Genomic DNA, 22,219 nt, shown 5'->3' on the forward strand with positions numbered 1-22,219 from the left:
TGTCGGCTCGGGGGGAAATGGTCGGTCAGGTGGTCAGGGCCGGAAGAGGGCCTCGCGGTCCTCGCCCAGGATCTCCCGCAGCTTGGCCAGCGAACGGAAGTTGAGGCTCTTCACAGCCCCGGGGGACATGCCGAGCATGTCGGCCACGGCCTCGATGCTGTGATCTTCCAGGTAGCGCAACACCACCACCGCCCGGTTGCGGGGCGGAAGTTGGTTCAAGGCAGCCACCATGACCAGTCGCAGCTCGCCGCCGTCACCCGGCGCAGACGCCCGCTCCGGCAGATCGGCGGTGACGATCTCGGACGACTTCCGCAGCCGCTTCTGCGAGAGGTAGTTGCGCAGCAGCACCTTCCGGGCGTAGGCGTCGATCGTGGAACCGTCGTCACCACCACGCCGCAGCCGACCCCAGACCGAGAACATCTTCGCCAGCGTGGTCTGCACCAGGTCCTGGGCCTGGTGCCAGTCTCCGCACATCAGATAGGCGACCTGGAAGAGTCGGTGGGCCCGGCTGCTCGCGAACTGCTCGAACTCGAGCCCCTGCTCCATGCCGTCGCCCCCGTGCCCGTGCCGTACCGATGTCGCCAGTACTACGCACTGGCAGCCCGCCGGGTTACGCAGGGGAAGCAACTTTTGGATCACAGCGCGCCGGCGCCCGCGGACATGACCACCGTGGCCACCGAGTGCTCCAGGACCCGCTCCAGCCACCGCAGCCGTTCGAGCACCTGTGCCTGGACGGCCCGCCTGCCCCGGGCGGGGTCTGTCCAGCGACTGGTGCATCTCGTGTTGTGTGAGTTACTGACCTTGGCTCGTCCGGGTGAACTGTCCCGGTTCGCCTGACGGGCTTGTTGCGGCAGCTGTATTCGATGGTGTGTGAGATATGCGGATGGTGGCGGGCTGACCGCCGTGGGACGGCTGCGCCGGGAGGCGGTGCGGATGCAGGCCGCCGAGCTTTTCGAGCAGGGGTCAGGCCGACGGAGGTGGCCCGGCGTCTGCGGGTGAGTCCGAAGCCGGCTTACCAGTGGCACCAGTTGTGGCGCGAGAACGGGGTCGAGGCGCTCGCGTCACGCGGCCCGGGCGGATCGCGGTGCCGGCTGTCTCTGCGCTGCCCGGCCAAGCTCGCCGCCTACCTGGAGCAGGGGCCGGCCGCGCACGGCTGGATGGAGGACCAGGTGTGGACCACCTCGCGGGTGGCCACGCTGATCGGGCGGAAGTTCCACGTCTCCCACAGCCTCTCGGGGGCGACGAGGTTGATGCACCGGCTCGGCTTCAGCCCTCAGGTCCCCGCGCGGCGGGTGGCCGAACGTGACGAGCAGGCCGTCACCGTATGGGAGGAGGTGATCTGGGCGGAGGTAAAAGAGCCCGGGCGGCCTGCGGGGGCTACATCTGCTTCGAAGGCGAGGCAGGCTTCACCCGCCGTCCGCCCAGAGGCCGGACCTGGGGCGGACGCGGCCGCGCCCCGGTCGTGACGGTCAGCGGCCGCCGCGCGGGACGCCTGTCCGTGGCAGGGCTGATCGCCATGCGGCCCGGCTCCCGCACCCGGCTGTGCCACCGCGTGCTCGCGCATCCTGCGGGCAAGGGCAAGCGCCGCAGTGTGGGCGAGCGCGATTTCATCGCCCTGGTCGACGGCGTCCACCAGCTCGTCATGGCGCCGATCGTGCTGGTCTGGGACCGGCTGAACACCCACGTCTCGTACGCCATGCGCGAGTTGATCGCCCGACGCACCTGCCTGACGGTCTTCCTCCTTCCCGCCTACTCGCCCGACCTCAACCCCGTCGAATGGGTCTGGGCACACGTCAAGCACAGCCTCGCCGACATCGCCGTCATGGCCCTCGACCGGCTCGAAGCACTCGTCCGCAACCGGCTCAAGCGCCTGCCGTACCGGCCCGACACCCTCGACGGCTTCATAACCGGCACCGGCCTGACCCTCGACATCCCAACCTCACCCTGACAAGCCGGAGTCAGTAACTGGGCGTTTCGTCCATGGATGGTCTGGCTGGTAACGGTTTTGAGGCTGACTCAGTTCCTGACGGTCAGTAGCATCCGGGGTGCTGGTGACAGGAGTGCTGCTGTTACGCCTATGTCCGCCTGAACTGTGCGGTTCCTCCTCTCTCATCCCAAGAAGCCGAGCTCACTGGCTTTTGTCCCTCGAGTGCCGCGAGCCTCGGGCGGAACCGGAATCCCGCAGCATGCCGCTGCCATGACGAACCGCCGACCGTATCCGAGCGACCGGTCCGACGTCCGCTGGGCCCTGGTCGAACCGATCGTCACCGCCTGGCGTAGGGCCAGCACCGAGCGGGCCCTCGCGTTCGGCCGGCCGCCCGGGCGCGAGCTGCGCGATCTGCTGGACGTGACCCTCCACGTCGGCCGCACCGGCATCCCCTGGCGCTGCCTCCCGCATGACCACCCGCTCTGGGGACCGTCCACGCCTACTTCGCCCGGTGGCAGAAGGAGGGGGTGTTCGAGCAGCTCAACGGCCTTCTGCGCCGTCTGATCCGCGCCGCTGAAGGCCGCGGCCCGGAACCGATGGCATGCACCGCCGACTCCCAGAGCATGAAGACCTCCACGAACGTCCCCACCGCATCGCAGGGCGTCGACGTCGGCAAGAAGATCGTAGGCCGGAAGCGGAACATCGCCACCGACACGATCGGCCTGCTGCTGGTCGTCCTGGTCACCGCCGCGAGCGTGCCCGACGGCACCGCCGGCAGACACCTGCCGACCTCAGTGGGCGCCGAGCACCCCGCCGTCCGCAAGGCCTGGACCGACACGGGCTACAAGGACGCCGTCATCGAATACGGCGCCACACTCGGTATCGACGTCGAGATCGTCCGCCGCGCCCCCGCCACCAGGGGATTCATCGTCCAGCCCCGCCGCTGGGTCATCGACGCACCTTCGGCTGGCTCATGAACCACCGCCGACTCGACCACGACTACGAAGTCCTCCCGGCCCGCTCCGAAGCCATAGTCCACCTCGCAATGATCAACCTCATGACCCGCTGACTCACCGGAGAGAACACCCCCACCTGGCACGGAACATGATCTCTGAACGCAGGGATGAAACGCCCAACAAGTCGGCGCTCGGGCCGCTATTCCTCGAACGGGTCTTCCAGCACGGGGATACAGGGCGACAGCAGTGGCTCCGCGTGCTCAGTCACCCGCCCTCGGACCATCCTGATGACGAGGACCTCGTTCTCCCGGGCGAGGTCCTCGTCATCGCGGACGTGCAACAGGCCGTACGAACCCGGTGCCCGCTCGCCGATCTCCCCGAAGAACTCCAGGACCTCCACGTCAAGGTGGCTGGGAAAGCCTCCGAAGTGGACGAACGCTTGCCCGTTCATCCACCGCAGGTCAAGCAGGTACGGGCTGTCGATCCCCCTGATTCGCCGCTTGATGCCCTCGACGATCTCCTGCAAACGGCCGTCGTCACAGTCATCATCGTCGGTGCCGGCGCTCTCCTGGACGTTGATCCAGCCGTGGTACTCGAACATGGCCGCAGCCTACTGACCTGCTCACCGGCGACCCAGTCGATTTCCTGCTTAGCAGGTGGAAGACGTCGTGCAGCCGCTCGGCCTCCGTCTCGATGCTTCGCCTGCGACCTGCTCGCTTGAGCGCGGGGTGATCTGAGCAGAAGTCAGGCAGGCGGCCGGGGGCACCGAGGCGAGTGTGAGCAGTTGCCGGGTTTCGGGTCGCCAGAGGCGGTTGCCCCACTTGTCGAACGCCTCCAGAGCCGCAGGGTGGTACTCGCACAGCAGGGAGTGGGGCTGGTCGGCGGTCTGCTGCCGGTTTCATACCGCGCCCTGCTGGACGCGGACGAGGACGGCGATGGTGCGGGACCGGGTCGCTGCCGTCGGGCAGGGCCCGGTGGACGCGTGTGTCGGTGCGCGGGATGTTCGGCAGAACCAGGACGTCGCGCGGGTCGGGCTCCTTGCGGGAGGTGGCGCGCCGGTCGCGGTAGCGGGCGGCGGTCAGCGGGTTGGTCGCGAACACCGGCCGGATGGAAGTGGGGTGCCGGTCAGTACGGACAGGTCCGCGGGGTCCGTCTCCAGCAACATGGCGAGGTCCGCCAGCCGGGCGAGCGTGAGTTCTTCTGCCGCGGCGGGGACTCCGGCGGCGGCCACGAATTCCGTCGGGGCGCGGCCACGATGGCGCGACAACCGGGCCAGGGCCGGGCCGAAGGCGAGGGGTTCCGCCCTCCGGGCGGCCTGGCTTCCGGAGCGGGGCGTGAGGTCGGCACCGCCTTGCACCTGCGGAGGATCCTGGACTCCGCAGCCGCGGCTATCGGCCGGGAGGATCAACTGCCGTTCCCGTAGCCGCGGGGAGGATCCCGGCAGTGCCGGCGAACCGGACCGGTCGACGTTCCGCTCCGCCCGCACGGGGGTCAGCCGGAAGCGGCGGGCGGGGGCTCCCAGGGCCACTGCTCGGCTCCGCCCGCCTCGAGCAGTGGCACCAGCCGGAACGCGGCGTCGGACAGGCCGCCGAAGACGTGCCGGTTCGGGGCGGGCGAGGCGTGGCCGGTGCGGTGGCCGCAGAGGTTCCAGGTGTAGACCGGGATGCCGGACGGGACGGGTGCGAACGGGTCGAGCGGCCCGAAGAGGCCGGGCTGTTCGTCGGTGATCACCACGACGCGGTGGTGGCCGTCGAAGTGCCGGGCGACGGCACCGGCCGTGTCGGTGCCGCCCAGGTCGTGGAAGCGCTCCACGACGGCGAGCAGCGAATCGTCCGGCGCCAGCCGGACCGGTCGGCTGCCGGTGCCGAACTCGACCAGGTCGGCCTGCTCGGCGCGCAGTGCCAGCGCGCCGCCGAACACCGCGGCGGCGTCGGCCCGGGTCAGTTCGGTGCGGCTCTCCGGCACGCCGAACATCGAGCCCGAGCGGTCCACCAGGACCAGCGTCCGGCCGGGCAGGTGGGGGACGTTGGCGAGCGAGTGGCTGAGCGCCGTCTCCAGTGCGGCCGCCCAGCGCAGGCCGGGGGCGGCGCGGTGGGCGGCGAGGAAGCGGAACGGGAACTGGCGGGAGCGGGCGACCTGGGCCGGATCGGCGATCCGGGCCGCGACCAGCGTCGCCGCCGCGTCGCCGATCCCGGCCTGGTCGAAGTTGCGCAAGTTGCGCACCAGGGCCATCGCCCCCATGGACGGGATCACCGCCTCCCAGGCCGCCGCGTCCATCGGACCCTGCAGCCAGCCCGCGAGCGCCTCCCAGGTCATTCCGGCGGCGGCCAGTCTGTGGGCCGCGTCGGGGGCGGCGAGGACGGCCCGGCGTTCGGTGACCGGGAGCTCGGCCAGTCGCTGTCGCTCCGTCAGCAGGGTTTCGGTGCGGGGCGGTACGGCCTGGTGCGGGCGGTGTCGACGGTCCAGGACGTACCGGAACAGCTCGCCCTGCCACGGGTGGTCGGCGGCGGGGGCGGGGTGGGTGAGCTCCAGCACGTCGGCGAACCGGAAGGCGTGTGACGGGGTGTCGTACTTCAGCACGGCCCGCGAGGTGTAGAGCCGGCGGACGGCGTCGCCCAGGCCGCGGCGGACCGGCTGGGGCAGCCGACGACCGTACCGGGCCGTCCAGAGTGCGAGGAACTCACCCGGCTCGTCGGGGCGTTGGAGCACCGCGTCGACGGCCTGCCGCGAGTAGCCGGGGGCCTTCGCCTCCGCCCGGGCCCGCGCGAACTCGACGGCGCCGACCACGGCCGCGGAGCGGATCTGCGCCTGGCCGCGCAGCCAGCGCAGTAGACCGAGCGTCCAGCGCGGGTCTTCCAGGGCGAGGCGGCGGACCAGCGAGGTGAAGCGCTCCTCCCGATCGGCGGCGTTCTCGTAGAAGCTGTGCTGGCCGGAGAAGTGCGTCACGGCGAGCACGAACAGGTCGGTGCGCGGGTCGCGCTGCCAGCCGGCTCCGCCCTGGTGGTTGGTGAGCAGCGCCACGGACAGGGCCGAGGACCTGAGGACGGCCGGGGGCGTGTGCGCCGACCGCGGAGTGACCGGCCACCTGCCGTGGAGCGCCAACTGCCCACTGGCGCCGGCCGCGAAGAGTTCCGGTGTCTCGGTGCGGATCTCCACCCTGGTGGCGGCTTTGACGCGCTGGCGATTGAACCGGGTCATGCAGGAAGTCTCCCTGGCGGGCACGTGGAGGAGGCCGGGTGACGGCGCGTCGAGAGACGCCCCCCGTGATCGGAAGCGGGTGCCGGTGTGAGGTCGTCAGAGAAGTAACCGGAAGACCCAGCGCATCGGGGGGCGTCGGTGCACAACGTAGACCGCCCTCGACCCGCTGTCACCCGATTATCCTCCGGCCGGAGGAGCGTCGGCCGGCCCGGTCGGGAGGTCGCACGGGCACGGCTCGACCGGGGGAAGGAGGTCCGGTTCGGGGCGGTGCGGGGCCACCCCGGTGACCGCTGGCCCGCCCGCCCGCCCCGGAGCTCCCGGGTGCCGCGAGGCGGGCGTGGCGGGCAGATCAAAGTCTGATCGGAATTTATCGTTTTCGCTCTCGAATCACCCGATCAGGGAGTGGCGCTGTTCGATTTTTGGGCGCAATGATTCTCTCTGCCCCCTCCGGGCAATTGCACGTGGGATTGCACGGTTCGTTGACCTGCGAAATCCAGGAAAAGTATGACCGGAGGGTGTGGTCGGCGCTTTTCGTACAAGAGGAGATGAGTCATGGACCGTAGTGGCGAGCACTACAATGGGATGCCGGCGGATGCCATCGAGTCGCCGTACCCGGCGCAGAAGGCCGTGAAGAGCCAGGGGCTCGGGGAGTGCGTGACCATGCGGCGCCTGCCCGACGGCCGGGTGGCGGTGTTCAACAGCAAGGACCCGGGCGGCCCGGCCCTGGTCTTCACCCGGCCCGAGATCGACGCCTGGCTGGACGGCGCGAAGAAGGAAGAGTTCGACAACCTTCTGACCTGATCACACGGGGTTTCCCGTTTTCGCGGGAAATCCGGCGTGACGCCGAAGCCCTCCCTGTGTCAAGCTGGCCGCGATCATTCGGTTTTTCGCAAGGGGGGCCTCGTGTCCGCTGACCCGTTCGACAGCGCTGATTCGAACGAAAACCCGGGGCCGATTTCCCGCGCCGCCGACCAGGGGGCGCCGGAGTGGTCCATTCCCGCCGCGCACCTCGGCCGCAAACTGCGGGCCCTGCGCGGTGGTCGGACGCTGCAGTGGTTGAAGACCCGGACCCACTTCTCGGCGTCGAAGCTGAGCCGGATCGAGAACGGGCAGCGCCGCCTGAACAACCCGCAGGACGTCGCCACGATCCTGAACGCCGTCGGGCTGCTGCACGGCCCCGACCGGGCGGCGCTGATGGAGCTCGCGGTCGCCGCGTCGCAGAAGAACCCGCCGGGCTTCCACCGGGACTCCGGCGCCGGGGCGCAGCAGCGGCTCTCCGGGATGGTGTGGCGGGCGACGCTGCTGATCGCCGTGGACGTGAACGTCGTCTCGGGCGCGCTGCAGACCGACCGGTACATGGCGGCGGTCACCGAGGAGACCGTGCTGCGCAGTCGTCTGCACGAGGCGCCGGCGGCGATCGAGGCGCGCAAGGTGCGTCGGCGGGTGGTGCGCGAGTCCGGGGTCCGGGCGGTGTTCTGCATGCACCAGTCGGCGCTGTACCGGGTGATGGGCAGCCACGAGCTCATGGTCGAGCAGTTGGAGAAGCTGCTGGAGTACACCGAGACCCCGAACATCGGGGTGCGGATCATCCCGGTGGAGCTGCCGCTGGCGCTGCAGGTCATGAACCTGACCCTGCTGCACTTCGACACGCCCGACGCCATGCCGGAGCTGATCTACGTGGAGACCGGCGAGCGGGAGGGGCACTACTACTACCCCGGCGAGGGGGACGCGGCGGCCTTCGAGGACTACAAGGAGGTCCTGAACACGGTCGTGGCCAGGGCCCTGCACCGCGAGCCGAGCCGGAAGCTGATCCGGAAGGCCGTCGCGTGGCACCGGGCCCGGATGCGGGGCGGGTCGACCGGGTGACGGGCGCGGGACCGCCGCCGCGGGACCGCGCCCACCGGACGACGGCCCCACGTCCGCCAGGTCACCGGAAGACGCACCCGTCCACCAGGTCACCGCACGGCGGCCCGCGCCCGCCCGGTCACCGCACGACGGCGAGGCCGCCGAACTCGATCCACTCGTCGCTGCGCTGCCGGGGGAAGACCTCCCGGTCGGGGCGCCAGTAGGTCACGTCGCGCAGGCCCGGCTCCTCGATCCGCAGCCGGTCGATGTCGAAGAAGGCCCGCACCTCGGCCTCGGTGCGCACCCGGCCCCAGCGTCCGCCGGTGCCCTCCTGCATGAGGCGGGTGACCCCGTCGCGGACCTTCTCGTCCTCGCTGACGAGCTGGCACACCACCACGACGCTCCCGGCGGGCAGGGCGTCGACGGTGCGCCGGATCATGCCGAAAGGATCCTGCTCGTCGGTGAGGCAGTGGGCCACCGACACGAACAGGGCCGCGACCGGCTCCCGGAGGTCGATCCTGGAGCGGAAGTCCTCGTGCGCGAAGATCCGCCCGGTCAGCGTCATGTCGGACGCTATCAGCGCGACCCGCGGGTTCTCGTCGAGCAGGAGGCCGCTGTAGGCCCGGACGTGGGGGTCGTTGTCGATGTAGACGACGCGGCAGTCCGGGTCGATCCGCTGGGCGACCTGGTGGACGTTGTCCTGGGTCGGCAGTCCGGAGCCGTGGTCGACGAACTGCCGGATGCCGTAGTCGCGGACGATGATCTCGACGACCCGGCGCAGGAAGGCGCGGTTGTTCAGCGCCAGCTCCTTGGTGCTGGGCGCGATCTCCAGCAGCTGCGCGACGGCGGCCCGGTCGGAGGCGTGGTTGAACCGGCCGTCGAGCAGGTAGTCGTACATTCTCGCGGCGGTCGGCTTGCTGACGTCGATCTCGTCCGACAGTGAATCGCTCACGCGTTCCCCCTCGCGTCGCCAAGTAACTTCTGCACCAGTCAATGTGACGGCCCGTCATGCTATAGCGCGGGCATGGCGAAGCGGCATCACCCGTGCGGGTGGTGCATGGCGCAAGCATGGCGAGCCCTGGCGCGACCCCTGGTGCGGGCCCGCTCCGGCGCGTTCCGAGGGGGAGGAAGTGCGCCGGAGCGACCGCCGGGCGGCGGGCTTCGGCGTCCGGTCCTTGGGCGGTGTCCGGTTCTAGGCGGGGGCGTTCCTCCTTCGTTCGGCCAGCAGGCGGCGGGCCACCAGCAGTTCGACGTGCAGTTCGGGTTCGGCGAGCCCCATCAGCTCCGCCGCCGCGCAGGCCGGCATGCCGAGGTGCTCGTACAGGAGCGCCGCGTCGGCGGCCCGGGTGGGCAGTTCGCGGTGGAGCGCGTCGGCGCCGGGCCGCGGGACGGCCGCCAGGGCCTCCGCCACCACCTCGCCCAGCACCCGCCAGGCGAACGCCGCCGGATCGGCCGCCAGCACCGCGTCCCAGCTCAACTCGGTGCGCCGCAACGCGTGCCGGACCACCTGGCGGCTCACCTCCGCGTCGCCCAACCGGGCGCAGGCGTACTGCTCGTAGGGGCCGTGGCGCAGCTGGACGAAGGCCGCGTACCCGAGTGCTATCGCGGGCCGGTGACCGGACACCGTGACTCCTTCGACGTCAACTCGACGGAACGGTGACACCCGTTCCGGGCAGGAGGCCCGGGCGGGGGAGGCGACCCGGCGCGTGCGGGGCGCGCCGGGGCGCGCGACCGGCCGGACACCACATCCGGTCGGCCGCCGGGAACGTCAGAGCCGGCCGGCCGCGACCGCGCCGACCTGGACGTCCTTCGCCATCCACAGCAGCGCCAACACCAGCGCCGCACGCTCCCGGCAGTTCGGCCCGTCGGCCACCACGGCCCACCGCAGCGCCGACACCACCAACGCTCTGCCGAGCTTCACCGAGAACCCGACCGCACCCGGCCGGGGCGTTCCGTCACCCAACCTCCACATCCTGCTAGCGTGGAAGCTCATCGAGGGCATGATCGCTCGATCCCGAGCGGGTCGTTCAAGCATGTCGTTGTCCTTGCTTGGATCGGCCCTTCGTCGTGGTCGGTGTTGGCCCACCGGCCACGACAACATCACCGGTACAGTGAGTTGCGGCCTTGACACGCAACGCTACCCCCGCGCCTCGAGCGAACCACGCGGAAAAGCCCCCCGTGCAAACGCGGGCAAAAGCCGGGCGGGAATGTCGCTTTTGTCCATGCCCCTTTCGGCAGCGGTCGAGGCCGCACAGCCGGACCCGAACCCCACCCACCCCGCGTCGGCGGGATGTTGGGCCGAGGGCCGGAAACACCGCCGACCAGCCCGAGGGCATCCCCCGCCCGTGAGGCGCGGATCGTGTGGACGTCGGGGTTCCGCAGGGGTCCGCGGCCCGTCGGCCGGGCGGCGGTCGTCGCGGTCGCATGCGTAGCGGCCCCGGGCCGCACCCGGTGCCGACTCCCGTCGATCTCGGGGGCCTGTCGGCGGACGATCCACCGGCGCTTCGCGCGGCGGAGCCGGGAGCGGGTCCGGGCCCGGCCGCACCGGGTCGACCTCGCCTGTCGCGGCGTCGAATCGCCCCAACGCCCGGGTTGGCACCGGCGGTTCGCCGGGCGCACGGTGCCCTGACTCGTCGACTGCCGCAGGCGGCACCGCCGCCGCCCTCGCAGGTCGGGGCCCGACAGTCGGTGGAAGTGGTCGAGCGCCTGGCCGTCGTCCCCTGGAGGAGATGGATGAGGGAGGTCGGGGGTCGGCGGTCCACCGGAAGGGGCGGCCGGTCGTTGGCGGTGGTCAGCCGACGAGGTGGGCGTAGGCGACGGTGTTGTCCTGGTAGCCGCCGTGGGCGCGGTCGAAGGTGCCGCCGCAGGTGATCAGGCGGAGTTCGGGGTGGGTGGCGGGCGCGTACACCTCGTCGGGGACGTTGGTCTTGGGGTAGTTGGTGACGCGGTCGACGGTGAAGGTCGCGGTGGTGCGGTCGGCGCGGTCGACGGTGAGGGTGGCGCCGGGGGTGAGGAGGGAGAGGGGGTGGAAGACGGCGGGGCCGGTGGGGGTGTCGACGTGGCCGGTGACGATGGCGGTGCCCGTCTCGCCGGGGCTGGTGCCGGCCGCGTACCAGCCTGCGGTGGCGCCCTGGTCGAGGGGCGGGGGTTGCAGGGCGCCGTCCGGGCCGAGCGTGAGCGGGATCAGGGGGGTGTCGATGCCCAGTGAGGGGATGCGCAGGCGGATCGGGTCGGCCCTCGGCATCCCCGGCGCGCCGGTGGTGGCGGGGTCGTCCGGGGCCGGGGTGGTGGCGGCCGGCGCGGGCGGGGGTGGCGCGGGGGTGCCGGTGGTGGCGAGCACGGTGGCGGTGCCGGCGAGTCCGATCGCGGCGGCCACCAGGGCGGCGGCAAGGCCGTTGCCCCGGGCACCTCCGGGTCCGCGCCGGTCGCCGTCGGGTGTGCCGGCTGCTGTGCCGCCCACTTCGTTCACCGCTCTCCTCGTCGCCATCGCTCCGGACCGTCCGGGAGGCCGTCCAGGGCTGCGGGATACGGCCCTGGACGGCGGGACCGGCGAAACCGGGCCGTGGGGAGCCGGGGTCAGTGCCGGCCGGTACGGGTGCGGCGGCGGACCACCACGGCACCGCCGCCGGCGGCGAGGGCCAGCGCACCGAGGACCGCGGCGGCCCGGGTGTGGTCGGACGGCCCGTAGCCGGCCGCGACCGCGCCGCGCGGCACCGCGGCGGAGGCGGAGACAGAGGCAGCGGCACTCGGCGAGGCGGAGGAGACGGCGCTCGGCGAGGCGGAGGCCGAGGCGGCGCTCGAAGCGAAAGTCGAGGCGGAGGCGGAGGCCGAGGCGGTGGTGCCGGTCGCCGTGGACGCGCTCGCCGAAGCGGAGGGCGCGGCGCTCGCGGAGGCCGTGCCGCCGGAGGTGGTGCCGGCCGGCAGGTCCTCGCACGCGATGCCGTCGTTGTCGGTGTCGAGGTGGTTCGGGTCGGAGGGGTCCGCGTCCAGCACCGCCTGCGCCTGCGGCTGCGTCGTGAAGTCCGAGCAGTTCAGATCCGCCGCGGGGGTCAGCGCTTGGGCGGAGGTCGCCGAGGCGACCGGCACGAGGACGGCCGTACCCAGGGCAGCAGCGGCGAGAACGGCGTGAACACGCATGGCCATCACGTTCCTTCACAACGAGTACCGGGACTGCCACCCATCGTGTCCACGGCCGGTCGGCGCGCCACCGGAACGGGCCGCCCCCACCCGCCGAGCGGCGGTCGGCACCCCCCGTGGCCGCTGTACCGGCGGGGCGTCGCGCCGCAGCAGGGGTCCTGACGCCGTTAGCCCGATCGGGGGCCGTCGCGCACTGCGGACGGGCCCGGCACCGGTGGGTTCGCGGACCGGGGGGTCGGACCCGGGGTGCGCGGATCAGTCCGTGCGCGCCGGTGGCGGGTGGGTGCCTGGGCGTTCAGGGGGCCGGGAGAAGTGCTGGGGATGTCCGGCCGGGGGCACGGCGCGGTTGTGGTCACGAACGACGGTGAGGCCCCGCTGGAGTTGACCGTGGAGCCCTGGGCGGACACCTTCCGGGTGGTGCACGGGCGGGATTCGGTCGCGGTGCGGTCCAACGGCCACTGCTTCCACCTCGCCGACACGGCGGGCCGTCCGATCGGTGCGGCCGACCGGGAGTGCCCGGCTCGGGAGGCGGATTCCCGGGGGCGTCCCCGAGCGGCGGCGACCGCGTGCCACTGCCGGCAGCCGCCGCGCGATCCGTCGCCGTACCGGCGGTGGCGTCCGGCGCCCCGGGCTCCCTCCGGTAGGGCGGCGACCCGCGCTCCGGAGGGTGGGCCCGGGGCGTTCCGGTTTCCCGTGCGGAGGCTGAGGTCCCCCGTGGGGGTCTTCAGTGGCTCGGCCGGGCGGGGTCAGGGCGGTGGGCCGGCCGGGGCGAGGAGGGTGTGCAGGGGGCGGTTGTGGCGGTGCAGCCAGGCGCGGTAGGCGGGGTTGGCGCCGGCCAGGGCGAGGTAGGCGTGGCAGAGGTCGACCCAGAGGCCGTCGAGGGCGGGGCCGCCGACGGTGTCGGGGCGCCAGGTGAGCAGGAGGCGGACGGCGAGCGGGTCGCCGTGGACGGGGCGCAGGACGGTGCCGGGGCCGGGTGGCGAGGTGGGTTGGCAGGGGCGGACGGCTTCGCCGGAGGCGACGAGTTCGGCGGCGGTGGCGTTGTCGCGGACCTGGACGACGCGCGGGTCGAGTCCGGCTTCGGCGAAGACCCGGCGCAGGGCGGCGTACTCGTGGTCGGCGGTGGGGTCGACCATCCAGGTGTCGTGGGCGAGGTCGGCGAGGCTGACGACCGGTCGGCCGGCGGCGGGGTGGGTCTCGGCGAGGGCGACGAACTGGGGTTCGCGGGCGACCAGCACCCGCTGTTCGGTGCCGGCCGGCACGTGCAGCGGGAAGCCCTCGCTCTCGTGGACGAAGGCGGTGTCGAGCTGTTCGGCGGCGACCAGGTGGAGCAGGGCGATCGCCGAGATGTCGATGTGGATGGTGGTGTCGGTCTCCGGGAGCCGGTCGTGGATGCGGCGCAGCCAGGCGGCGACCGCACGGCTGCCGACGCTGCCGATCCGCAGTCGGCGGCGGCCCGGTCCGGCGGCCTCGGCGCGGGCGGCGGCGAGGAGGGCGTCCATCTCGGTGATCACGGGGCGGGCGCGGGAGAGCACCGAGTGGCCGAGGGCGGTGGGGCGGCTGCCGGTCTGTCCGCGGGTGAACAGCCGTCCGCCGATGGTGCGTTCGATGCGGTGCAGTTGGGTGGTCAGCGACGGCTGGGTCATGCCGAGTCGACGGGCGGCCTTCCGGACGCTGCCGGTGTCCGCGATCGCGCACAGCACCCGCAGGTGTCGGACGTCGAGCTCCATCACGGGAGCATAGCCAGACGCCCCTCATCTGCCAAGAGCATGTCAAAAGCCGACCACGACCCGTCAAACCGCTTTCCGGGCACGGGTATTGACCGGTGCTATCGCCGGTTGCCATCTCCGCGCCCCGCCCGCCCTGCCCCAAGCTCGGTGCAACAACCCGTCACCGCGTCCCGGACGGCCTCCCCACGGCCCCGGGGCCCGCGAAAAAAATGGAGTCCCCACATGAACCGCTCCATGACCGTGCTCGCCGCCGCCCTCGGGCTGGTCCTCGCGGTCGGCACCGCCGCCGTGCCCGCCGCCGCGGTCACCGCCCCCGGCGCCCCCACCGCCCAGGGCTACACCCCGTCCGCGGGCATCGCCGTCAACTCCGCCGAGGAGGCGGGCAACAAGGCGTTCTACGAGGCCGTGATGAAGTCGGCCCGCGCCAAGCAGGCCGCCAACCCCTACCTGCTGACCGTGGCCGTCACCTACGACGCCAGCCAGGCCCCGACCTTCCGCAGCGTCATCTCGCAGAGCGCGCAGATCTGGAACTCCTCGGTCGCCAACGTCCAGCTCCGCTCCGGCACCAACGCCGACTTCCGCTACTACGAGGGCAACGACTCCCGCGGCTCCTACGCCTCCACCGACGGCCACGGCAGCGGCTACATCTTCCTCGACTACGCGCAGAACCGGCAGTACAGCTCGCTGCGCGTCATCGCCCACGAGACCGGCCACGTGCTCGGCCTGCCCGACCACTACTCCGGCCCGTGCAGCGAGCTGATGTCCGGCGGCGGCCCCGGCACCTCGTGCACCAACCCGTACCCGAACACCACCGAGCGGAACCGGGTCAACAGCCTCTGGGTGAACGGCCTCGCGACCGTCGGCTGATCCCGCCCGCCCGCCTGCCCGCCTGTCCGTCCGCCCGTACCGGACCCCCGTCGGCCGCCCCGGTCGGCGGGGGTCCCGCGGCGCTGTACCGCTACCGCTACCGCCACCGCCACCGCCACCGCTCAACTGCCGAGCGCCGTCACGAGCGCGCAGGTGAACACGGCCGTCACCCACGTCCACAGCACCGACAGCGCCGCGTGGGCGGCGGTCCGCAGCCGGTCGCCGCGCCACAGCTCCGGGGAGAACACCGCGAACTCGAAGATCCAGCGGATGCCCCAGAAGAGCGTCTGCGCGGCCAGCAGCGCGGTGCCGAGCCGGCCGCCGGCGAGCAGGTCCCGGGTGAGCAGCAGCGGCAGCAGGCCGAGCAGGACGCAGGTCAGGGCGATGAAGAAGAGGTGCACGTAGGAGACCTGGCGGGTCAGCAGGGTGGTTCCGACCAGGTCGGCGGGCCAGCCGATGAGCCGCGGCAGGACGAGGTGGAGCGCGCCCATTGCGATCAGGGCCGCGCCCACCAGGCGCAGTTGGCCGTCCAGGGTGAGCAGGTGGGTCACGGTGTGCGGCGCTTTCCGGTCGGGGTGACGGTGGGGGTGGTGGTGGAGGCAGTGGTCGGGGTGGTGGTGGAGGCAGTGGTCAGGGTGACGGTGGGGGTGAGGGAGAGGGCGGTGACGAGTCCGCCGATCCGCCGTTGCGCGACGGGGCGCAGGCCCGCTGCGGCCGCGGCCCGGAGCCAGGTCCGGCGGGGGAAGAAGTGCCGGGCGCCGGGGCCGTAGACCGCGGTGTTGGCGGCGTCCCGCAGGTGCTCGACCAGGACGAGGCGGCCGTCGGGGCGCAGGACCCGGGCGAACTCGGCGAAGAGCGCGTGCCGGTCGTCGGGTCGGCGCAGTTCGTGGGCGGCGAAGACGGCGAGGACGGTGTCCGCCGAACCGGTCGCCGCGGGCAGCCGGTCCGGCCGTCCGGGGAGGGTGCCCGGGGCGGGCGGCACCAGGCGGCGGGCCCGGCGGATCGAGCCCTCGGTCATCAGGGCCGGGTCGTAGAGGTCGACCACGGTCTGCGGGTGCCGGGGCCAGCGGGCCGCCACCGGTCGGCTGGTCTCGTCGAGGCCGGAGGAGACCACCAGGTGTTCGCCCGGGCCGGTCGGCAGCAGTTCCTCCAGCCAGTCGAAGGTGCGCAGCTCCGAGCGGTCGTAGACCCACCAGGTGGCGGCCGTGCCGGTCGCCAGCAGGGCCACGGCGGCGACCGCGCCCGCCCGCGCGAGGGGGGCGGCGGGCCCGGGCAGGCGGTGCGCGAGGGCGAGACCGGCTGCCGCGGTGAGGCAACCCGCCGCGTACATCGGCCAGTTGTAGCGGACGACCTCCCGGACGCCGGAGAAAGCGGCCGGCTCTCCCGGGGCCGCCGCGGGCGGCTTCACCGTTCGGCCCCGTTCTCGGCGCGGCGCCGGCCGGCGTGCCAGCCGTAGTCGAGGTCGGCGACGTGGAAGGCGTTGGCGAGCACGGGAGTCGTCCCGGCGAACGGGCCGTGGTCGAAGAAGGTGGGTGGGGTCGGCAGTTCGACGGCGACCGGGGTCGGCTCCCAGCGGGTCCGGGTGGCCTTGACCACGATCATCGATCCGGTCTCCGGCTCGTGTTCGAAGGTGTAGGGCAGCGGGCCGGCGAACCGTCGGGCGTCCTTGGCGCGGGCGAACGGGCTGCCGGCCGGCAGGTCGGCGGGGACGGACCCGAGGTCGGCCCGCACGTGCAGGTCGGCCCGGCCGTCGCGGCTGACGACCCGGAACTCCAGGGTGTCGCCGACGACCCGGCTGCCGAGCCGGGCCGGCCGGTAGTGGTAGCGCGTGAGCAGGTTGCCGCCGAGGGCCATGGCCCGGCTGTCGGTGTCGCTGCGGAGGATCTTCAGCCCGCGCATGGCCCGCCCGTGGGGGGTGGGGAAGCAGGTGAAGATCCGGTACCCGGTGAGCACCCGGTCGGCGCCGAGCCGGGCGGGCAGGAAGGCGGGCCGCAGGCTCCGGGTGTCCACCAGGGCGACGGCGACGAACCCGTGCTCGGTGCCGGTCGGGTCGGTGTGGGTGTCGAGCGCGAGTCCCGGTGGCAGCAGCGGTTCCAGGACGTGCGGGGGCAGGGCGTAGGTGAGGACCAGCGAGTGCGCGAAGTGGGTCCGCATCGGGACGGGGTGGCGGCGCAGCAGGTGTTTCATCGGGTCTCGGCTCCGTCCGTCCTGGTCCTGTCCGTCCTGGTTCTGTCCGCCCGGGTCCCGGCCGTCTCGGGCTCGTTCGTCCTGGTGGCGTCCGTCTGGGTTCCGTCCGTCCCGGTTACGTCCGTCTCGATTCCGTCCGTCCGGGTGCGGACGACTCGCACCACGCCCCAGATCATCGACCGGTCCTCGGCGGCGAGTCCCGGTCCGCCGGGGCCCGGTTCGCGCAGACTGCGGACCACCGCGGTGCCGCCCGGTCGCACCGCGTGTTCGACGGCGGCGCGCAGCCGCCGGGCGAACCGCGGCCCCGGCCCGTCGACCACGTTGGAGAGCGTCACCGCGTCGTAGCTCCCGGCGGCGGACCGCTCCAGGTGCCCGACGACCTCGCCCCGCACCAGCCGCACCCGCCCGCCACCGGCCGTGGCAGCGGCGAGGGCGGGGGCGGGCGTGGTTGCGCCGGGGCGTTCGCGGCCGAGCAGCAGCCGCCAGGCCCAGTCGTTGGCCGCGTTGGGGTGCCGGGCGACGGTCCGGGCGATCCGCCGGAGCAGCACGGTGTCGAAGCCGCGCGGGAGCGCGCACCGGAAGCCCGGGCGCAGCGCGGCGGCGAGCGCCCCGGCGGGCCGCAGGGCGGCGGCGGCGAGCAGCCGCAGCCCGGGGCCGTCGAACTCGGCCGCCCACCGGCGCCGTTGCTCGCCGGGGTCGTCGAGGCGCAGGAAATCGGCGACGGACGCGGGCCGCCAGGCCGGCAGCAGGGCGGCGGCCGTGGCGCGGCCGAGGCCGGTCAGCCGTTCGGCCGTGCCGGTGACCGCGGGTGCCCCGGCTTCCAGCCGGGCCCGGGCGTAGGCGAGTTGGGCGGGGTTCAGGTCGATGGCGGTGACCTCGTACCCGGCCGCGGCGAGGGCGGCGGCGGTGTCCCCGGCGGAGGCGATGCAGAGCACCCGGGCACCGGGCGGCGGGAAGACCGCGAGTTCGACGGTCGGGTCCTCGTACATCCGGCCGAAGAGCACCCGGGGACGGCCGGCGGGCCCGGCGAACAGCCGACCCGCCTGCCACGGCGCACCGGCAGCAGCGGGAACCGGCGGACGCGGTACGGCTCCGGAGCGCCCGACGGCGGAGGAGACAGAGACGGTCACCACGCCCAGACCCCCTGCCGCACCTCGCCCGCAGGGCGCCGGGCCGCGACGAGCCAGATCAGCGCGAGGAAGCAGAGGTCCTGGACCACCAGCCGCCCGGGCTCCGGGATGTGTCGGGCGCCGAAGAGCAGTCCGCCGGTGTTGAAGCCGATCACCAGGAGCGTCTGCACGACTGCGGCGGCGTACGGGCGGCGGCCCAGCAGCACCCACGTTCCGAGTGCGACCTCGGCGAGGCCGAGGACGACCAGGAGCGGGGTGACCGCGCCGGTCGGCAGCAGGGGCAGTCCTTCGACGATGGCCCGCTGGTCGGCCCGCCCGGGGAGGACCTTGCACCAGAAGCCCTCGTACCACCACATCGATGCGACCGCGACGGCCGGCCACCGGGTCCTTCCGAGGTCTGCCACGATCCCCCCTCCCACTCCCCCGGCCGTCCGCGCGCAGGGCACGGCGGCGCCGGCCCGGACTGGTGTCCGGACCTCGTGGCACCGATCATGCCGAACTTTTTGAACGCGTTCAACTTGCTGGGGACCGCGGCTCCTCGGAGTGCTCCGGGCTCTCCCGGCGCGGGGCCGCGAGGCGGAGCGGCTGGGGGTGCAGGGCGGCCGGGTGGGGGCCGTGGCGGGGGTCGAGTTCGTGGAGGATCTGCTGGGTCTCGTCCATGATCGAGCCGTGCAGGGACCAGACGGCGGGGCCCTGGTCGGTGCGGCAGAGCGTCTCGGCGGCGGCGGCGTGGTGTTCGCGGCCCCGTTCCAGGGCGGCCGTCAGGTCGTCGGTGTGCCCGGCCTCGCGGACGCGGTCGCGCTGGATGCGGGCGAGGACGTCGAGCGCGTCGCCGACGGCCTCCAGGACGTCGCCGATCGGCCGGACCCGTTCGCGCGCGTCGCTGAGCGCTTCGGCCTCGCGCGGGAACTGGCGCTCGCCGCGGGCCAGGTCGTCCAGGCCGCGGAGCACCGATCCGAGCTGGTCGCAGACGTGGCCGAGGCAGGTCAGGCCCTCGCCCAGCGGGCCGAGCGCGACCGCCGGGTCGGTGCCCTGCCGCAGCCGCCGGGGGTTGAGGCGGATGCCCTCCTCGGCCTGGACGGCCGCCTCCCGGGCCCGGTCGAGTTCGCGGGCGGCCGTCTCCACCCGGCGCAGCCAGCCGTCGGAGGTCCGTTCGTCCCAGCCCTCGCGCAGTCCGCGGGCGGTGTCGTGGGCGATGTCGGCGAGGCGGTGGGCGACCCGGGCGGAGCGGTCCGCGGCGTGGCCGACGTAGGTGGGGGGCGCCGCGACCAGGTTGACCAGGACGCCGGAGGCGACGCCGACCAGGGTGTCCCAGATCCGGACGGGGGCGTACGGCGCGCCGGTGCTGAGCACGAGCAGGACGGTGACCGGCACCTCGGTGGCCTGCTCGCCCAGGCGCAGCAGCTTCCCCAGGCCCAGGCAGACGCCGACGGCGAGGCCGATGGTGGCGAAGTTCGCCCCGGCCAGGCGCAGCAGGCCGAGCGCGGCCAGGGCCCCGAGCATGACGCCGCCGAACTGCCGCAGGCCCTGCGCCAGCGTCCGGAACACCGTGAGCTGGACGGTCAGCAGCGCCGCCAGGGGCGCCAGGACGGGTTGCTCGTCCTCGCCCAGCAGCACGACCGCGACCTCCCAGGCCAGCGCGCAGGCCACCGCCACCCGGGCGGTCCGCACCACCCCTTCGCGGTGCGCCCGGACGGCGCGCCCGGGGTGGCGCAGTGCGTCCCGGACGGCCCGCCAGCCGTCCGCCGCCTTCCCGCGCCACGCCGCCACCGGGCCGGGGGCGGTCACGGAAGGTCGGGCGTCCGGACGAGTTCGGCCGTGCAGAAGGCGCACCGGTTCGCCTGGGCGGGGATCGCGGACAGGCACTCGGGGCAGTCCCGCTTGGGCGCCTGGACGTCCTGGTGCGGGGCGAAGCGCTCGTGCAGCTTGTTGAACGGGAGCACGACCACGAAGTAGAGCACCAGCGCGGTGAGCAGGAGGGTGATCACGGCGTCGATGAACGCGCCGTACGGGAACTCCACCCCGTGGACGTGGAGGGTCCGGCGGCTGAAGTCGCCGACCGCGCCGGTGGCGAGGCCGACCAGCGGGGTGAGGAAGGCGCGGACCAGGGCGGTGACGACGCCCGAGAAGGCCGCTCCGATCACCACGCCCACGGCCAGGTCGACGACGTTGCCCCGTAGGACGAAACCCCGGAAACCCTTCACTGACGTCCGTCCTTCCCCTCGGTCTCCGCGCGGCGGTCGTGTGCGGTCCGCGCCCGGCGGCCTTCTGCCCGGTCCGGCCGTCCGCATGCCCGGCCCGTCCGCATGCGCGTTCGACGGCTCCGGCCGCTCCGGGGCACCGGTCGCGCGGTGCCCGGGGTGCCGGGCCGGTGACGATAGGATGCCGCCGGAGCCGGTCGGGGTGGAGTCGGGGTGGAGGGAGGGCGTGTGAGGAGCGCACGTGCGGTGTCCACCCTCGACTCCGTCGAAGCGGGTGATCACGTCTGCTGGCTGGTCGGCCCGGACGACGACTTCGCCGTGACGGCGCGGGCCTTCGCCGCCGACGGCGCGCTCTTCGGCGACAAGGTGCTGGTCATCGGCACCCCCGACACACGCTGGTCGCTGGGCGGCGCGGCCCAGGGCGTGGTCCTCGACCCGGTCGCCGAGCGGGCGGGCGGGTCGGCGTGGGACGCGGCGGCGCTGCTGGAGACGGTGCGCCGGGAGGCGGACGCCGCGTGCCGGCAGGGCTTCCGCGCGCTGCGGGTGCTGGCCCGGATGGACCGGGTGTGGCCGGGCGGGGCGAGCCCGCGGGAGATCGCCCGGCACGAGCTGGGCCTGGACGACCTGGTGCTCGCCGGGGCGGCCGTCGTCGTCTGCGCCTACCACCAGGTCGGTTTCCGCCCGGCGGCCCTCGACCAGGCCGTCGGAGTACATCCGCAGCAGTTGGGCACACGTGCGGAGGTGCCGGGATTTCGGATGTACAGCGCGGGAACGGACTGCTGGAGCGTGAGCGGCGTGGTGGACTTCGAGGGCGCCGAGGCGTTCCGTACCGCCTTGGACGCCCTGGTCGCCCGTTCCGCCACCGTGCGCCTGCGCTGCCAGGACCTCGAACTGGTGGACGTCGCGGGCATGCGCGCCCTGGCGGACGCGGCGCGCGGGGTCCCCGGCCGCCGGATCGTGGTCGAGAACACGGACGAGACGTTCCGGCGCTGCTGGTCGCTGCTCGGCTACGACGTCCCGCAGATCCCCGTGGAGCTGGCACCGTGAGCGAGAACAGCACGACGCGCCCGGCCGCCTCCCCCCAGGACTCGGCCTTCCGGCACGAGCTGTACCCGTACGACGGGGACGCGCAGTTCCTCGACGGCGCCATGTCCTTCATCCGGGACGCCCGCGCGGGCAGCGAGCCGGTGCTGGTCGCGGTCGCGGAGCCGAAGGAGCGCATGCTGCGCACCGAGCTGGCGGGCACGGACGCCGCCGACGGCGTCACCTTCCTCGACGCCGCCGCGCTGGGCCGCAACCCCGGGCGGCTGATCCCGGCCTGGCGCGACTGGGTCTCCAAGGCCGCCGAGGGCAGCCCGGTCCGCGGCATCAGCGAATCCGCGTGGAGCGACCCCTCCCCGGCGGAGAGCGGCGAGTTCGGGTACCACGAGTGGCTGCTGAACCTGGCGTTCGCCCAGTCGCCCGCCTGGTGGCTGCTCTGCCCGTACGACACCGCGGCGCTGGAGCCCGCCGTGGTGGAGTCGGCCCGGCGCTGCCACCCGATGCTCCTCAGCGAAGGGGCCCACGGGCCCAACGGCTCCTACGTCGAGGAGCCCTACGCCTTCCCCGAACTCACCCCCGCAACCTCCCCCCACCAGGAACTCCCCTACCAGCGGGGCCGGCTCGCCGCGGTCCGCGCCCACATCACGGCCTGCGCGACCCCGCACGGCCTGGGCGGCACCCGGCTGCGCGAGCTGCTGATCGCCGCCTCCGAGATCGCCGCCAACAGCATCAAGCACGGCGGCGGCCGGGGCGTCCTGCGCACCTGGGTGGAGGACACCGACCTGATCTGCGAGTTCCACGACTCCGGCCACCTCCAGGACCCGCTGGTCGGCCGGCTCCGGCCGACCGCCGACCAGATCGGCGGCCGCGGGCTCTGGATGGTCCAGCAGCTCTGCGACCTCGTCCAGATCCGCTCCACCGCGGAGACCGGCACCACCGTCCGCCTGCACACCCGGCTGCCCGAGTAGCCCGCCGGGGCCCCGGGGATCGGCGTCCAGCG

At 73.4% G+C, this 22,219-nt stretch carries 23 protein-coding genes and 1 pseudogene; 8 read left to right on the top strand and 16 right to left on the bottom strand.

All coding sequences use genetic code 11. The features are described from left to right. Window positions 1-33: 33 nt before the first annotated feature. Entirely contained in the window at window positions 34-546 is a 513-nt protein-coding gene (locus tag ACIQVD_RS25865) for a SigE family RNA polymerase sigma factor (protein WP_402291860.1), read from the bottom strand. A 317-nt stretch (window positions 547-863) separates the two neighbouring features. Here ACIQVD_RS25865 and ACIQVD_RS25870 point away from each other — a divergent pair, with 317 nt between their 5' ends. The 3 genes and pseudogenes from ACIQVD_RS25870 (at window position 864) to ACIQVD_RS25880 (ending at window position 2,996) form a co-directional block, all read left to right on the top strand. Beyond that, complete coding sequence (locus ACIQVD_RS25870; protein ID WP_402291924.1) at window positions 864-1,466, top strand: winged helix-turn-helix domain-containing protein; 603 nt, start codon at window positions 864-866, stop codon at window positions 1,464-1,466. Beyond that, window positions 1,382-1,948: a transposase gene (locus ACIQVD_RS25875; RefSeq protein WP_402291925.1), complete on the top strand. Its 567-nt coding sequence runs from the start codon at window positions 1,382-1,384 to the stop codon at window positions 1,946-1,948. Before ACIQVD_RS25870 ends, ACIQVD_RS25875 begins: the two co-directional genes overlap by 85 nt. Window positions 1,949-2,197: 249 nt before the next feature. Further along, window positions 2,198-2,996 (top strand): annotated as a pseudogene (locus ACIQVD_RS25880) (IS5 family transposase). An 86-nt stretch (window positions 2,997-3,082) separates the two neighbouring features. Here ACIQVD_RS25880 and ACIQVD_RS25885 read toward each other — a convergent pair. Together ACIQVD_RS25885 and ACIQVD_RS25890 are read right to left on the bottom strand one after the other, a co-directional pair. Further along, complete coding sequence (locus tag ACIQVD_RS25885; protein WP_402291861.1) at window positions 3,083-3,484, bottom strand: Imm7 family immunity protein; 402 nt, start codon at window positions 3,482-3,484, stop codon at window positions 3,083-3,085. 890 nt (window positions 3,485-4,374) lie between these two features. Then, a complete protein-coding gene (locus tag ACIQVD_RS25890) occupies window positions 4,375-6,081 on the bottom strand; it encodes a TROVE domain-containing protein (protein ID WP_402291862.1) in 1,707 nt (568 codons plus the stop codon). A 552-nt stretch (window positions 6,082-6,633) separates the two neighbouring features. Here ACIQVD_RS25890 and ACIQVD_RS25895 point away from each other — a divergent pair. Both ACIQVD_RS25895 and ACIQVD_RS25900 read left to right on the top strand, forming a co-directional pair. Continuing rightward, window positions 6,634-6,882 carry a DUF397 domain-containing protein gene (locus ACIQVD_RS25895; protein ID WP_400680771.1) on the top strand — a complete coding sequence of 83 codons (249 nt, stop codon included), beginning with the start codon at window positions 6,634-6,636 and terminating at the stop codon, window positions 6,880-6,882. Window positions 6,883-6,984: 102 nt separating this feature from the next. Next, complete coding sequence (locus ACIQVD_RS25900) at window positions 6,985-7,947, top strand: Scr1 family TA system antitoxin-like transcriptional regulator (RefSeq protein WP_400680769.1); 963 nt, start codon at window positions 6,985-6,987, stop codon at window positions 7,945-7,947. Between the two features lie 118 nt (window positions 7,948-8,065). Here ACIQVD_RS25900 and ACIQVD_RS25905 read toward each other — a convergent pair whose 3' ends face one another. From ACIQVD_RS25905 to ACIQVD_RS25930, 6 genes are all read right to left on the bottom strand, one after another. After that, window positions 8,066-8,878, bottom strand: a complete 813-nt coding sequence (locus tag ACIQVD_RS25905) for an SAM-dependent methyltransferase (protein ID WP_402291863.1) — start codon at window positions 8,876-8,878, stop codon at window positions 8,066-8,068. Window positions 8,879-9,118: 240 nt separating this feature from the next. Next, window positions 9,119-9,550 carry a hypothetical protein gene (locus ACIQVD_RS25910; RefSeq protein WP_402291864.1) on the bottom strand — a complete coding sequence of 144 codons (432 nt, stop codon included), beginning with the start codon at window positions 9,548-9,550 and terminating at the stop codon, window positions 9,119-9,121. A 144-nt stretch (window positions 9,551-9,694) separates the two neighbouring features. Continuing rightward, window positions 9,695-9,919: a hypothetical protein gene (locus ACIQVD_RS25915; protein WP_402291865.1), complete on the bottom strand. Its 225-nt coding sequence runs from the start codon at window positions 9,917-9,919 to the stop codon at window positions 9,695-9,697. A 798-nt stretch (window positions 9,920-10,717) separates the two neighbouring features. Then, window positions 10,718-11,395 carry a class F sortase gene (locus ACIQVD_RS25920; RefSeq protein ID WP_400680759.1) on the bottom strand — a complete coding sequence of 226 codons (678 nt, stop codon included), beginning with the start codon at window positions 11,393-11,395 and terminating at the stop codon, window positions 10,718-10,720. Between the two features lie 107 nt (window positions 11,396-11,502). Next, window positions 11,503-12,069 carry an excalibur calcium-binding domain-containing protein gene (locus ACIQVD_RS25925; protein ID WP_400680756.1) on the bottom strand — a complete coding sequence of 189 codons (567 nt, stop codon included), beginning with the start codon at window positions 12,067-12,069 and terminating at the stop codon, window positions 11,503-11,505. Window positions 12,070-12,809: 740 nt separating this feature from the next. After that, window positions 12,810-13,793: a LysR family transcriptional regulator gene (locus ACIQVD_RS25930; RefSeq protein ID WP_199527980.1), complete on the bottom strand. Its 984-nt coding sequence runs from the start codon at window positions 13,791-13,793 to the stop codon at window positions 12,810-12,812. Between the two features lie 222 nt (window positions 13,794-14,015). Here ACIQVD_RS25930 and snpA point away from each other — a divergent pair, with 222 nt between their 5' ends. Continuing rightward, complete coding sequence (gene snpA / locus ACIQVD_RS25935; protein WP_400680753.1) at window positions 14,016-14,660, top strand: snapalysin; 645 nt, start codon at window positions 14,016-14,018, stop codon at window positions 14,658-14,660. A 122-nt stretch (window positions 14,661-14,782) separates the two neighbouring features. On the opposite strand, the gene ACIQVD_RS25940 is transcribed toward snpA, so the two are convergent. From ACIQVD_RS25940 to mscL, 7 genes are all read right to left on the bottom strand, one after another. Further along, a complete protein-coding gene (locus ACIQVD_RS25940; protein WP_400680751.1) occupies window positions 14,783-15,211 on the bottom strand; it encodes a hypothetical protein in 429 nt (142 codons plus the stop codon). Then, complete coding sequence (locus ACIQVD_RS25945; protein WP_402291866.1) at window positions 15,208-15,990, bottom strand: class I SAM-dependent methyltransferase; 783 nt, start codon at window positions 15,988-15,990, stop codon at window positions 15,208-15,210. Before ACIQVD_RS25945 ends, ACIQVD_RS25940 begins: the two co-directional genes overlap by 4 nt. A gap of 74 nt (window positions 15,991-16,064) precedes the next feature. Beyond that, window positions 16,065-16,847: a DUF2071 domain-containing protein gene (locus ACIQVD_RS25950; RefSeq protein ID WP_402291867.1), complete on the bottom strand. Its 783-nt coding sequence runs from the start codon at window positions 16,845-16,847 to the stop codon at window positions 16,065-16,067. Continuing rightward, a complete protein-coding gene (locus tag ACIQVD_RS25955) occupies window positions 16,844-17,836 on the bottom strand; it encodes a DUF3419 family protein (RefSeq protein ID WP_402291868.1) in 993 nt (330 codons plus the stop codon). The genes ACIQVD_RS25950 and ACIQVD_RS25955 overlap by 4 nt, the downstream gene beginning before the upstream one ends. A 137-nt stretch (window positions 17,837-17,973) precedes the next feature. After that, on the bottom strand, window positions 17,974-18,381 hold the full coding sequence (locus tag ACIQVD_RS25960) for a DoxX-like family protein (protein ID WP_402291869.1): 408 nt from the start codon (window positions 18,379-18,381) through the stop codon (window positions 17,974-17,976). A gap of 109 nt (window positions 18,382-18,490) precedes the next feature. Then, window positions 18,491-19,765, bottom strand: a complete 1,275-nt coding sequence (locus ACIQVD_RS25965; protein ID WP_402291870.1) for an aromatic acid exporter family protein — start codon at window positions 19,763-19,765, stop codon at window positions 18,491-18,493. Continuing rightward, complete coding sequence (gene mscL, locus ACIQVD_RS25970) at window positions 19,762-20,181, bottom strand: large conductance mechanosensitive channel protein MscL (protein ID WP_400680738.1); 420 nt, start codon at window positions 20,179-20,181, stop codon at window positions 19,762-19,764. Before mscL ends, ACIQVD_RS25965 begins: the two co-directional genes overlap by 4 nt. 243 nt (window positions 20,182-20,424) lie before the next feature. Between mscL and ACIQVD_RS25975 the strand changes: the two genes are divergently transcribed. Continuing rightward, window positions 20,425-21,225 carry an MEDS domain-containing protein gene (locus ACIQVD_RS25975; protein ID WP_400680735.1) on the top strand — a complete coding sequence of 267 codons (801 nt, stop codon included), beginning with the start codon at window positions 20,425-20,427 and terminating at the stop codon, window positions 21,223-21,225. Beyond that, window positions 21,222-22,187 carry an anti-sigma factor RsbA family regulatory protein gene (locus ACIQVD_RS25980; protein WP_400680732.1) on the top strand — a complete coding sequence of 322 codons (966 nt, stop codon included), beginning with the start codon at window positions 21,222-21,224 and terminating at the stop codon, window positions 22,185-22,187. Before ACIQVD_RS25975 ends, ACIQVD_RS25980 begins: the two co-directional genes overlap by 4 nt. The last annotated feature ends 32 nt before the right edge of the window (window positions 22,188-22,219 follow it).

It is taken from the genome of Kitasatospora sp. NPDC090308 (assembly GCF_044769485.1).
Taxonomy (GTDB): Bacteria; Actinomycetota; Actinomycetes; order Streptomycetales; family Streptomycetaceae; genus Kitasatospora; species Kitasatospora fiedleri.

Coding starts and splice junctions, on each gene's coding strand:
- ACIQVD_RS25865 (WP_402291860.1), bottom strand. CDS start 546: ATGGAGCAGGGGCTCGAGTTCGAGCAGTTCGCGAGCAGCCGGGCCCAC.
- ACIQVD_RS25870 (WP_402291924.1), top strand. CDS start 864: ATGGTGTGTGAGATATGCGGATGGTGGCGGGCTGACCGCCGTGGGACG.
- ACIQVD_RS25885 (WP_402291861.1), bottom strand. CDS start 3,484: ATGTTCGAGTACCACGGCTGGATCAACGTCCAGGAGAGCGCCGGCACC.
- ACIQVD_RS25890 (WP_402291862.1), bottom strand. CDS start 6,081: ATGACCCGGTTCAATCGCCAGCGCGTCAAAGCCGCCACCAGGGTGGAG.
- ACIQVD_RS25895 (WP_400680771.1), top strand. CDS start 6,634: ATGGACCGTAGTGGCGAGCACTACAATGGGATGCCGGCGGATGCCATC.
- ACIQVD_RS25915 (WP_402291865.1), bottom strand. CDS start 9,919: ATGAGCTTCCACGCTAGCAGGATGTGGAGGTTGGGTGACGGAACGCCC.
- ACIQVD_RS25925 (WP_400680756.1), bottom strand. CDS start 12,069: ATGGCCATGCGTGTTCACGCCGTTCTCGCCGCTGCTGCCCTGGGTACG.
- ACIQVD_RS25930 (WP_199527980.1), bottom strand. CDS start 13,793: ATGGAGCTCGACGTCCGACACCTGCGGGTGCTGTGCGCGATCGCGGAC.
- snpA (WP_400680753.1), top strand. CDS start 14,016: ATGAACCGCTCCATGACCGTGCTCGCCGCCGCCCTCGGGCTGGTCCTC.
- ACIQVD_RS25945 (WP_402291866.1), bottom strand. CDS start 15,990: ATGTACGCGGCGGGTTGCCTCACCGCGGCAGCCGGTCTCGCCCTCGCG.
- ACIQVD_RS25950 (WP_402291867.1), bottom strand. CDS start 16,847: ATGAAACACCTGCTGCGCCGCCACCCCGTCCCGATGCGGACCCACTTC.
- ACIQVD_RS25955 (WP_402291868.1), bottom strand. CDS start 17,836: ATGTACGAGGACCCGACCGTCGAACTCGCGGTCTTCCCGCCGCCCGGT.